This is a genomic window from Cupriavidus sp. 2SB (assembly GCF_005503625.1).
Classification (GTDB): Bacteria; Pseudomonadota; Gammaproteobacteria; order Burkholderiales; family Burkholderiaceae; genus Cupriavidus.
On the sequence record NZ_SCMX01000029.1, the window covers coordinates 14,760 to 27,955 of the forward strand.

Sequence of the window (13,196 nt, forward strand, 5' to 3'; positions counted from 1 at the left end):
GTTATTCCAGTCCTTCCAGTGCGTTGAGCAGGTCGTCCATTGCAGACAGGCGCTGCTGCTGGCCACCCAGCGTGTTGGTGTCGCTGGCGGCGATATGTCTGGCGAGCGCGTGCGGCGTGGGGTGATCGAACAGGTGCCGCATCGGGAGATCCCATCCGTGGCGGGACACGAGCAGCGCACTGACGCGCACCGTGGACAGCGAATCGCCGCCCAGTTCAAAGAAGTTGTCGTGACGGCCCACGCGTTGGATGCCGAGCACCTCCGCCCAGATGGCTGCCAGCGAGATTTCCGCTTCGCCTTGCGGCGCTTCGTAGCTGGCCTGCGTTTGCGCTTCCGGTGCCGGCAGCGCCTTGCGATCCAGCTTGCCGTTGGCGTTCAGCGGCAGACGATCGAGCACCATCAACGCGGACGGCACCATGTACTCGGGCAATGCTTCACCGAGCCTGACACGCATCGCCTGCGCATCGAGCGACTGCCCTGCCCGGCATGCCACGTAGGCCACCAGTCGCGTGCCGCCTACGGCAACCACCACCGCCTCCGCCACTTCGGGCAGCGCCAGCAACTGCGCCTCGATCTCGCCCAGTTCGATCCGCAGGCCACGGATCTTCACCTGATGGTCTATCCGCCCCAGGTATTCCAGTTGCCCATCGGCACGCCAGCGCACCAGATCGCCCGTGCGATACAGGCGCCCGCCTGCCTCGAAGGGATCGGCCACGAAGCGCTCGGCGGTCAGGCCCGGACGACGCAGATAGCCGCGCGCCAATCCCACGCCGCCCAGATACAACTCGCCCGCCACGCCCTGCGGCACGCGGTTCAGGCTACCGTCGAGCACATGCGTGCGGATGCCCGACAGCGGTCGGCCAATCGGCACTTGCCGCCCTTCGGCGCGGCAGTTCCAGTACGTGACGTCGATCGCCGCCTCGGTCGGGCCATAGAGGTTGTCGAGCGAGACCCACGGCAAACGCGCCAGCACCTGCGCCTGCACTTCTGCGGGCAACGCCTCGCCGCTGCACACGATGCGCCGCACGCTGCGGCAGGCTTCCACGCCATCGTGGGCCATGAATGCGGCCAGCATCGACGGCACGAAGTGCAGCGTGCTCACGTCATGCGCCGCAATGCGCGCCACGAGCCGCGCCGGATCGCGATGCTCGCCCGGTGCTGCCAGCGCCAGACGCGCACCGGCCATCAGCGGCCAGAAGAACTCCCAGACCGAGACATCGAAGCTGAACGGGGTCTTCTGCAACACGGTGTCCGACGCGCTCAGTGCATACGCCTGCTGCATCCACGCGAGCCGGTTATGCAGCGCGCCGTGCCGATTGGCCGCGCCCTTGGGGCGTCCCGTGGAGCCCGAGGTGTAGATCACGTAGGCCAGGCTCTCGGCGTGCAGCGGCACCGCTGGCGCGTAGGTCGGCCACGCATTCCAATCGAGCGTATCGAGATCGAGCCACGTGGCGGCCAGCCGGGCCGGCACCCGTTCGCGCAGATGCGACTGCCCGAGCAGCAGCGACACCGCGCTGTCCTCGACCATGTACGCGATGCGCTCGGCCGGATACTCGGGATCGATGGGCACATAGGCGCCACCGGCCTTGAGGATGCCGAGCAGGCCCACCACCATCTCGATCGAGCGTTCGGCCACGATGCCCACGGGCATCTCGGGACGCACGCCCAGTGCGATCAGTTGATGCGCCAACCGATTGGCACGCGCATCCAGCTCCGCGTAGCGCAGCGATTGCTCGCCGAACACCAGGGCCACTGCATCGGGCGTGGCCGCTGCCTGTCGGGCAATGAGGTGATGCACCGGCTCCGGCGTGCCGTGCGTATCCGTGTTGATGCCCCAGCCATCGAGCCGCGCGCCTTCCTCGGCGCCCAGCAGCGGCACATCGGCCACAGCCGTATCGGGCTGCGTGGCGAGCGCTTGCAGCATGGCTTCGTAGTGCGCCGCCATGCGCGCCATGGTCTCCGGCTCGAACAGTTCGGCGGCATAACGCAGCGTCAGTTGCAGCGTGCCGTCGTCGTGTTCGATGGACTCCAGCATCAGTTCGAACTGGGCATTGCCATGCGGCAGGTCGATGCGCGAAACGGCCAGGCGGGGCCAGCCGGACAACGCGCTGTCATCGCGCCGCACGTGGTTGAACATCGCCTGAAACAGCGGATGGTGGCCGGGCGTGCGTTCCGGCTGCAACGCCTCCACCAGTTGCTCGAACGGCAGGTCCTGGTTTGCCTGGGCGTCGAGCGCTGCGGCGTGGATGTGGTGCAGCACCTGCCCCAGCGTCACGCGCGCGGCCATGCGCGATTGCAGCACCACCGTGTTGATGAAGAAGCCCACGACACCAGCGGTTTCCGCGCGATTGCGGTTGGCAAACGGCACGCCGGTCCGGATCACCGGCAGATCGGCGTAACGGTGCAGCAGCGCGTGAAAGGCAGCGAGCAGCACCGAGAACAACGTGCTGTCGGCCGCCTGCGCGCGCTGGCGCAACTGGGCCAGCAGCGCGGGCGGCACAGCAAAGACATGCGCCGCAACGTGATAGCCCGCCGATGCCAGACGGGGCCGGTCCGTCTGCAGCGACAGCACCGGATGCGCATCGCCAAGCTGCGTGCGCCAGTAACCGAGTTGACGCGCCTGTTCGCCGTCCTTGAGCCAGTCACGCTGCCACTCGGCGAAATCGGCATAGTCGATGTCAGGCGGCGGCAGTGCCTCGACACGCCCGGCCACGTGAGCGCGATAGGCGCGCGACAGATCCGCGAGGATCACCTGCGTCGAGACGGCGTCCGACACGATGTGATGCATCACCACCACCAGCTCGGCATCGTTGGCCGCGCGCTGGCACAGCGCCACACGCATGAGCGGGCCACGCTCCAGATCGAACGGCGTATCGCACAGGCGACGGATGGCGCCGTGCGATGCCGCGTGGTCCACCACTTCCAGCACGATGTCAGCGGTGGGCTGCACGCATTGTTCGGCCTCGCCAGCTTCATTGGTGCGAAACACCGTGCGCAGTGCCGCGTGCCGCCCCACGAGCACCGCCAGGGCATGCCGCAGGGCAGACACGTCGAGCGTGCCCTGCAGCCGCAAGCCGCCGCAGAGATGATAGGCGGTGCTGGCGGGATCGATCTTCGACAGCACCCACAGCCGTTGCTGCGCAAACGACAACCGTGCCGGGCCATCGGACGCGCGCCGCACGATACGGTCGGCGGCCGCCTGCGTAGCGGCGCCAGCGGCAGCCCCCCCACGCAGGCGCTGGCGCAGCAGGGCCAGTTGCGCCGGATTGAGGCTGGCGCGGCGAGCAGAAATATCTTGCATCGAACGATTTCGCTAGGGTCAGACGGGGAGCGTGGCGGCGGTGTCCGGGGTGTCGTCCTGCGCGATCTGTTCGATCAGCAGCAGTTCCACCAGCACCGCAAGCGCCTCCACCGTGGGGGTCTTGAAGAAGTCGACGGGTCGCACGGAGACGCCCCAGGCCGCACGCACGCGGGCCAGCAACTGGATGGCCAGCAGGGAATCGCCGCCCAGTTCGAACAGGTTGTCGTGGATACCTACGGGCGCCACACCCACCAGTTCGCCGAACAGCGCCGCCAGCCCCTGCGACAGATCGTCCTCCGCCGCCACGTATGGCACGCCGAGTGCCGGGCGCGGATGCTGCGGCCGGCTGGAGCGGCTGGCGTCGAGGGTGTCGAGCGTGTCGAACATCGCGAGATCGACGCCGCGCAGACGCTGCGTCAGATCGGTGGTGACGACAAGCACCTGCGCACGAGGCGGACCGGACAGCACGCGTTCCAGCGCGGCACCGCCCTGTGCTGCCGGGATGCCGACGCCTTCGGGAAGCGCCATGGCCGCCGCCATGCCCACATCGCGCCAGCCGTCCCAGTTGACGGCGATGACAGGAAACGACGCGTCGCGCAGTGCCGCCGTGGCGCGCGCATCGAGCCAGGCATTGGCCGCGGCATAGTCGGCGCGGCCAATGCCACCGGCGATGCTCGCCAGCGACGAACACAGCAATACGAAGTCGGGCTGCTGGCCTTGCAGCGCGGCCAGCAGGTGACGCGCGCCGTCAACCTTTGGCGCCAGCACCCGCGCGGACTGTTCCGCGTTCCACTGCGAAAGGTACGCGTCGGCGGACGCGCCAGCGGCGTGGATCACGCCATGCAGCGTGCCGAACATCTGCCGTGCTTCGGACACCGCGACTCGCATGGCCGTGGCGTCCGTCACATCGGCGGTCAGCGTCATGACCTCGGCGCCGAGCGATGCGAGGGACTGCAGTGCGGCCAGCCGCTCGCGCAGCGCCTGTGGCTGGGAGGCATCGGCGATGCGCGCGGCCCAGTCCGTACGCGGCGGCAATGCCGAGCGCTGCAGCAACACAAGGCGCGCCTGCCAGTGCTCGGCAAGATAACGCGCAAGCGTCAGGCCCACACCGCCAAGCCCACCCGTGATCAGGTACGTCCCGCCCTTCCGCAGACGCACCGGGGAATCCGGCGCATGGCGCAGCGCTTCGTGGCCGCGCACCCAACGATGCGGCCCGCGATAGGCGCTCATCGGCAACGGCTCGGCATCGTGCAGCGCGTCGCAAAGCTGCGTGACGAGGCGCGTTTCGGCGAAGCTGCCGGACGCGGGCACCTCGATATCGACGACGCCGCACACCACGTCCTGCAGTTCCTGCGGCATCACCAACGCGGGGCCGAGCAGCAGCGCACGGTCCGGATCGATGGGCTCGGTGCCCGTGACATCGGCCAGTCCCTGCGTGACGATCTGCAGGACGAGCCGGCCCGGTGCACGAGATGCCGGCGCTGCCTCGATGGCACCCGCAAGGGCGACGAGGCTCGTCATGCCATGGGCGCTATCGAGCGTCCACAAACAGCAAATCCGCGCAATTGCGCCCACCTCGCGGCCAATCGCGCGCAACGCATCGGCCAGTGCCTCGGCATCGGCGGGCGGCGCGACGTGGTGGTGAGCATCCAGTCGGGCGTAGGTGGCACCCGCCGCGATGCTCGCCACGGTGCCCATACCGGCCAACCGCTGCAGCACACGATCATCGACACTGCCCGACCCGCCCAGCACCACTGTGCAGCCTTCCTGTGCCGAGGATGCAGCGGGCAACGTCACGCGCTGCCAGGTGGGCACGTGGAACCAGTCATCGATTCCGCACGGACCGGACGCGATCCCGGGCGCCTTGTCCGCCACGGCGGGGGCGTCGACCCAGAACGATCGATGCTCGAACGGATAGCCGGGCAGCGGAATACGGCGGCGTGCCGGACCGATCCGCTCAGCAAGTGCCACATCGATATCGACGCCGGCAGTCCACAGTTGCCCAAGGCAGCGCAGGTGCTGCAGCGCCTGCAGGTCTTCGCGCCGGGCATGGGGCAGCGTGGAGAGCGCCATGCGCCCTTCTGCCAGCGGATGACGCTTGACCAGCGACGTCAGCGTATCGCCAGGACCCACTTCGAGCGCAATGCAATCGGCCCGTTCCAGCAGACGCCCCAGCCCCGCCGCGAAGCGCACCGTGCCGCGCAGATGCTCTGCCCAGTAGCGCGGATCGCATGCCTGCGCGGCGGTGATCCAGTCGCCGGTCACGTTGGACACATAGGGAATCGACGGCGCGCGCAACGTCAGGCGGCCCACGACGGCCTCGAATTCCGCGATCACCGGATCGAGCAGCGCAGAGTGAAACGCGTGCGAGACATGCAGGCGCCGGACTACCGCACCCTGCGCCAGCAACGCCTGTTCAGCCTTGCCGATAGCGTCCACGGTGCCGGCCAGCACACACAGTTCCGGCGCATTGACCGCTGCCAGATTGCAGCCGGCCTCGATCCACGGTGTCAATGCGCTTTCCGGGAGACCCACGGCCAGCATCGCGCCGGGTGGCGTCGACTGCATCAGGCGGCCACGTGCGGCCACCAGCACCAGTGCGTCGTCGAGCGTGAAGACGCCCGCCAGGCACGCGGCAACGTACTCGCCAATGCTATGCCCGATCATTGCGGCGGGCTGGACGCCCCACGACATCCACAGTTTCGCCAGGGCGTACTCGATGACGAACAGCGCGGGCTGCGTCAGCGCGGTACGCGACAGTTCCGCGCCTGCCTTTGCGCTGGCGTCGGGGCTGGCGTCCGTGTCTTCCGGCCAGATCCATAGCCGCAGATCGGTGCCGAGCGGCTCGCGCAGGCGCTCGCAGCATGCATCCACCGTCGAACGGAATAGCGGCGCTGTGTCGTACAGCGCGCGAGCCATGCCCACGTGCTGCGCCCCTTGCCCCGGGAACAGGAAGGCGACCGAAGGCGGTTCATCGGCAGCCGCGCCGCTGACGAGGTGTGTCGCGCTGCGCGCGTGCAGCGCCTGCGCCGCCTGCGCCAGATCGCTGGCGATCACCACGGCGCGATGGGCAAACGGCTTGCGGCCCATCGCGAGCGTGTGGGCCACATCGGCAAGCTGCAGGTCCGGCTGGTGGTCAAGGTGATGCGCCAGCGCGTGGGTGGCATTCGCCAGTGCGGATTCGCTGCGCGCCGACAGCAGCAGCAGTTGGGCGCCTTCACTCGGCGTGCCGGCAGAACGCAGTGCCGGTGCTTCCTCCAGCACGGCGTGCGCGTTCGTGCCGCCCATGCCGAACGAACTCACGCCCGCGCGGCGCGGCACCGGGCCGGCGCTCCAGTGCGTGGCGCGCGTGTTGACAAAGAACGGACCCGACGCGAAATCGATGCCCGGATTCGGTGTCTCGAAATGCAGGCTCGGCGGCAAGGTGCGATGGCGCAGCGCCATCACGGCCTTGATAAGGCCCGCCACGCCAGCCGCCGCATCGAGATGGCCGATATTGGTCTTGACCGAGCCAATGGCACAGAAGCCGCGCCGCTGCGTGCCTTCGCGGAACGCCTGGGTCAGTGCCGCGACTTCGATGGGATCGCCAAGCGTGGTGCCCGTGCCATGTGTTTCGACGTAGCCAATGGAGTCAGGCGAGACATCGGCCAGCATCTGGGCCAGCCCGATGGCATCGGCCTGCCCCGCCACGCTCGGCGCGGTATAGCCCACCTTGTTGGCGCCATCGTTGTTGAGCGCCGTGGCCTTGATGATGGCGTGGATCGTGTCGCCATCGTCCAGCGCCTGTTCCAGCCGCTTCAATGCCACGACACCGGCACCGCTGCCCAGTACCGTGCCATCGGCGCGTGCATCGAACGCCCGGCAATGCCCGTCCGAGGACAGGATCGCGCCTGCCTGATACGCATAGCCCTGCGCTTGCAGCAGGTTCAGCCAGACCCCTCCGGCCAGTGCCATATCGCATTCGCGCGCCAGCAGCGCCTGGCATGCCTGATGCACGGCCACGAGCGACGTCGAGCACGCCGTCTGCACCGTCAGCGCCGGGCCGCGCAGATTCAGCTTGTACGCCACGCGCGTGCTCAGGGCATCGCTGGCGTTGCCATTCATGAGTCCGATCAGTTCGGCGATGCCGGCATCCGTACCAAGCGCGCGCTGCGGCAGCAGATGCTTCATGAGATACAGGTTCGCGCCGGCGCCGGCATAGACGCCCACGGCCGCCTGCAACCGCGCTACGTCATAGCCCGCGTGCTCCATCGCATGCCATGCGCACTCCAGGAAAATGCGCTGCTGCGGATCGAGATACTGGGCCTCGCGCGGCGCGTAGCCGAAGAACGCCGCGTCGAAGCGGTCGAACCCTTCGAAGCGGACACCAGCCTTGACGTAGGCGGGGTCGACGATTCGCTCGGGTGGCACACCGGCTGCCGCAAGTTCCGCGTCGGAAAGCGTCGACACCGACTCGACACCGTTGCAGATATTGCGCCAGAACGCGTCCACGTCCGGCGCATCGGGGAACCGGCCCGCCATGCCCACGATGGCAATCTCGATCCCGGTCAGATGGGTGGGCGTTTCGTACACCGGCATCAGTTCACTCCCGCCTCGGTACGGCCCCGGCGTAGGCGCGCGGCCCGCTGGTCCTGCGCCCGTTGGCGCGTGTCCGCCACGGGCGCTGTCGTGCCGGCTTCCAGGTGGCGCCGCAAGGCGTCGATGGTTGGATACTGGAAGAGATCCACCAGCGGCACCCTGGTCGTCAGCCGTTCTTCCATCAGCCGGTGTACGCGGATCAGCAGCAGCGAGTGACCGCCGATATCGAAGAAGTTGTCTTGCTGGCCGACGCGCTCCAGGTGCAGCACCTCGGCCCAGATTTCGGCCAGCGCCTGCGCCAGTTCCCCAACCGGCGCTTCGAACGCGCGCGGACTTGCGGCTTCGGGCGCGGGCAGCGCCTTGCGGTCGATCTTGCCGTTGGCGTTGAGCGGCATACGCGCCAGCATCATCACGAGCGACGGCACCATGTAGTCCGGCAGCGTCTGCGCCAGGGCGGACTTGATGGCAGCCGCATCACCGGTATCCGATGCATCGGCCTGGACGTATGCCACCAGGCGGTGCCCGGCGCCGGTATCCTGCGCCACCACCACGGCCTCGCGCACGGTGGGCAGCGCCAACAGTGCCGCTTCCACCTCGCCCAGTTCGATGCGGAAGCCACGGATCTTGACCTGATGGTCGATGCGGCCCAGGTATTCGATCTGGCCATCGGCACGCCAGCGCACGAGGTCGCCCGTGCGATACAGGCGCCCACCGCTGTCATCCAGCGGATCGGCAACAAATCGCTCGGCCGTCAGGCCCGGCCGGTTCCAGTAGCCACGCGCCAGACTCAAGCCACCGAGGTGAAGCTCGCCGGCCACGCCCTGCGGCACGGGACGCAGCGCGGCATCGAGCACCCACGCCTGCGTGTTGCCAACGGGCTTGCCGATGGGCACGGTCAACGCGCCATCGTCGTGGCAGTCCCAGTACGTGACCTCGATGGCCGCTTCGGTCGGACCATACAGGTTCAGGAGCGTGGCCTGCGGAAATGCCTGCAGCACGCGCGCCTGGAGATCGGCCGGCAGCGCTTCGCCGCTGCACACGATGCGGCGGATGCGCTGGCACGCGGCGGTAGCACCGTGCGCCATGAACGCCTGCAGCATCGACGGCACGAAGTGGATCGTCGTCACGCGATGCAGGTCGATCAGCGCCACGAGCCGGGCCGGATCGCGATGCTCGCCCGGTCCCGCCAAGGCCAGCGTGGCGCCAGCCGTCAGCGGCCAGAAGAACTCCCAGAACGAGATATCGAAGCTGTACGGGGTCTTCTGCAGCACGGTGTCCGTGCCATCCAGCGGTTGATGCTGCTGCCCCCAGGCCAGCCGGTTGCATAGCGCGCGATGCCGGTTGCCGGCACCCTTCGGACGCCCCGTCGAGCCCGATGTGTAGATCAGGTAGACGAGGTTTTCGCCATGCACCGCGATGTCGGGATTGTGTGCAGGCTCGGCGGACAGCGCCGCTGACAAGCCATCCACGTCGATGACCTGCAGGCCATCGACCACCGGCAGACGCTCCCGCAGATGCGCCTGCGTCAGCACCAGTGCCACGGCACTGTCGTCCAGCATATAGGCCACGCGGTCGGCGGGATGGTCGGGATCGATGGGCACATAGGCGCCGCCCGCTTTCATCACGGCCAGCAGGCTGACCACGAGTTCGACGGAGCGCTCCATGGCGATGCCCACGCGGGTCTCGACACCCACACCGTGGCGGCGCAGGTGGTGCGCAAGCTGGTTGGCACGGGCGTTCAGTTCGGCGTAGTTCAACACGGCATCGCCGAAGCGCAGCGCCACGGCCTGCGGCAATCGCTGCACCTGCAGTTCGAACCAGCGATGCACGGTGTCGGGCGACAGACGCGCGACGGCGTCGCCGTGGCTCCATTGGGCCAGCGTTTCCTGCTCCACGGCACCGAGCAATGCGGTATCGCCAACGGTGGTGTCCGGCTGGCGGGCCAGCGTGTCGAGCACGCGCAGATAGTGTTCGGCAAAGCGCGCCATGGTGGCGGCTTCGAACACTTCGCGCGCATAGACCAGGCGCAGCGCCGCCGAGCCGTCGCGGTTCTCGCGAATCTCGACGGACAGTTCGAACTGCGCCGCAGTCCCCGGCAGCGCGGCACCGCTCGCCACCAGTCCCGTGATTGCCGAGAAGCGGCTGAAATCCTCGTGCTGGTGGTTGAACAGCACCTGGAACAGCGGCGCGTGGCTGAGGCTGCGTTCCGGCTGCAATGCCTCCACCAGTTGCTCGAAAGGCAAGTCCTGATTGGCCTGCGCGCCGAGTGCAGCCTGCCGTGCGGTGGCCAGCACTGTACCCAGCGGCGTACGGTCATCGAGCACGTTGCGCAGCACCACCGTATTCACGAACAGGCCGATCACCCCCTGCGCAGCGGCGTGATGGCGATTGGCGACGGGCACGCCGACGCGGATATCGGTCTGGCCGGTGTGCCGATGCAACAGTGCCTGCAATGCGGCAAGCATCGCCATGAATGGCGTGGCCTCGCGGGCGGCTGCCGTGGCACGCAGCGCGGTCAGCAGCGACGATGGCAGCGCCATGTCGTAGGTGGCAGCGCGGTATCGCGCCACGGCATCGCGCGGATGATCGACGGGCAGCGCCAGCACGGGATGCGTATCGCCAAGCTGTTCGCGCCAGTAGGCCAGTTGCCGATCCCGCTCGCCGCCCGCGAGCCACTGCGTCTGCCATGCCGCGAAATCGGCGTACTGGCGCGGCGCGGGCAGGTTGTTGTCATTGGTAAGTGCCGCGCGATAGTGCTGCGCGAGTTCGTCGATCCAGATACCCATCGACGTGCCATCGGACACGATGTGGTGCATCACCACCACCAGTTGATGGCGGTCCTCGGCCAGCCGGATCAGCGCGACACGCCACAGCGGACCGGTGGCGAGATCGAACGGCTGGTCGGCCAGATCGCGGGCTGCGGCAGATGCGCTTGTGGCCTGCTGTGCGGCAGACAGACCGGAGACATCGTTGATGGCCAACGGCACCGGCTGATGGGGGCGCACCGTGGCAATGGGTTCGCCCTGCGCATTGGCGACGAAGACGGTTCGCAACACCGCATGACGCCCGACCAGTGCGTCGACCGCGCGCCGCAGGGCGTCGGCATCGAGCGCGCCTTGCAGCGTCAGCACGCCGGCCACGTGGTACGCCGTGCTCGTCGGTTCAAGATGCCAGAGGAACCATTGCCGCTGCTGCGCATACGATAGCGATGCCACACCGCTATCGGGCAACGGTGCAATGGCCGCAACCGCAGCGTTGCCCGCCGCGATCACGCGTTTCAGCGCCGCGACGGCATCGCGCAGACGCGGATGCTCGAACAGCACGGACACCGGGAACGTCACGTTCCAGCGTGCCGTCACGGCAGCCGCAACCCGCGCCGCCGCCAGCGAATTGCCGCCCTGCAGGAAGAAATGCGCGTCAGCCGGCAGCGGTTCGCCGGACTTGCGATCCAGCACGTCGTCCCAGATGGCGGCGAGTTCCGCCACCAAGGGGTCCGACGTGTCGAGCGGCACCGCCTGCGGCACCACGGAAGCCGCCGCCTCGCCAATGAGTTCGATCCGGCCCTGCTCGACGATCGCATAGGCATCGAGCGTGCGCGTCTGCCAGCCCTGCCGGCACGCGCTGCGCTGCAGCTTGCCGCTCGACGTCTTGGGCAGCGCGCCCGGATTGAGCAATACCACCACGGACAGCGGTTCGCCGCAGGCTTCGCTGACGGCTGCGCTCAGCGCTTCCACCAGCGATTGCGGCGGCACGAGCTTGCGCGTGCTGCGCGAGACCTCCGCAGCCAGGCCAATGCCCTCCCGCCCGTCGACCTGCACCGCGAAGGCTGCCACGCGCCCCTTGCGCACCACATCGACCTCGGCTTCGACTGCCCGCTCCAGATCCTGCGGATAGAGGTTGTGGCCGCGCACGATGATGAGATCCTTGACGCGCCCGCTCACATACAGGTGCCCTTCGTGCACGAAGCCCAGATCGCCGGTGCGCAGCCAGCGTGCGCCATCGTGTTCTACAAACGCCTCGGCCGTGGCAGCCGGATTGCCCCAGTACCCTGCCCCGATGCTCGGGCCGCTGGCCCAGATCTCGCCGATCACGCCATCGGCGGCAGGCTGCAGCGTGGCAGGCGCGACGATGCGAACCCTGTGATCGGCCGTGACCGTGCCGCAGCCAACAAGCGCGGTGCCAGCCTCGCTCGATCGCGCGGTGCCGCTGGCAAGCGCCTGTGCGTCAAACGTCTGCACCGGCATGCCCGCGCCGCGCTGGACGCCCGTCACAAACAGCGTGGCTTCGGCAAGTCCGTAGCACGGGTAGATGCTGTCGGCGCGGAATCCCACCGGGCCGAAGCGCTCGGCAAATGCCTGCATGGTGTCCGCGCGCACCGGCTCCGCGCCCGTATAGGCCACGCGCCAGCACGACAGGTCGAGCCTGGCAAGCTGCGCATCCTTGACCCGGTCCAGGCACAGTCGATAGGCAAAGTCCGGACCGCCGCTCAGCGTGGCGCGGTGGCGCGAGATCATCTCCAGCCAGCGGATCGGCCGCTCCAGGAAGAACTGCGGCGATGTCAGCACGCATGGAATCCCGCTATAGAACGGCTGCAGCAGGCCGCCAATCAGGCCCATGTCGTGATACAGCGGCGCCCAGACCGCGAACTTGTCTGCCGGTCCGATGCCGAGTCCTGCGCGAATCGCACGCTCGTTGGCAATCAGGTTGCCATGCGTCACCATCACGCCCTTGGGCGCCGAGGTGGAACCCGAGGTGTACTGCAGGAAGGCCACATCGGTGAGCGCCGGGGTGCATGGTGCCCAGTGGGCGGCCTGCGCTGCATCGATGTCGTCGACCTCGATCACCGCAACCGCAGCGCCGATGGCAACCGCCACGTCGGCGCCTAGCCCGGCCGTGGTCAGCACGAAGCGGGCTTCGGCATCGGCCGCGATGCCGGTCAGGCGCTCCAGTTGCTGCTGGCGCGCCGCGTCCGGCGCGAACACGGGCACGGCCACGGTGCCGGCGTAGAAGCACGCAAACATCGCCACGGCATAGTGGTCGTCGTTGTCGAGCATGACCAGTGCACGTTCGCCGCGCGCGCCACGCTGCTGCAGGACGGCGGCCAGCGCCCGCACGCGTGCGGCAAAGGCGTGATACGTCCAGGACGATTCCGCCAGCCCCGTGCCATCGTCCCCGACGGTCACCAGTGCAATGTCATCGGGGCGATGCGTGGCGAGTGCCTCAAGATGGCTGACAAAGTCCACCGGTTCCTGCCAAGTCTGTGTGTTCATCTCTGCTTCCATCGTCCGCTGTGCGGGGGTCACGGGGTTGGCGCGCG

3 protein-coding genes are annotated in these 13,196 nt (G+C 68.2%); all 3 read right to left on the reverse strand.

The window, feature by feature from the left end; all coding sequences use genetic code 11:
- Position 1 precedes the first annotated feature (1 nt).
- From FFS21_RS15400 to FFS21_RS15410, 3 genes are read right to left on the reverse strand one after another with little or no spacing between them, the layout of a single operon-like run.
- On the reverse strand, positions 2–3,301 hold the full coding sequence (locus FFS21_RS15400; protein ID WP_137925665.1) for a non-ribosomal peptide synthetase: 3,300 nt from the start codon (positions 3,299–3,301) through the stop codon (positions 2–4).
- Positions 3,302–3,319: 18 nt separating this feature from the next.
- Positions 3,320–7,879, reverse strand: coding sequence for a type I polyketide synthase (locus tag FFS21_RS15405; RefSeq protein ID WP_137925666.1), 4,560 nt, complete (start codon positions 7,877–7,879; stop codon positions 3,320–3,322).
- Complete coding sequence (locus tag FFS21_RS15410) at positions 7,879–13,149, reverse strand: non-ribosomal peptide synthetase (RefSeq protein WP_249359429.1); 5,271 nt, start codon at positions 13,147–13,149, stop codon at positions 7,879–7,881. The genes FFS21_RS15405 and FFS21_RS15410 overlap by 1 nt, the downstream gene beginning before the upstream one ends.
- Between the last annotated feature and the right edge of the window lie 47 nt (positions 13,150–13,196).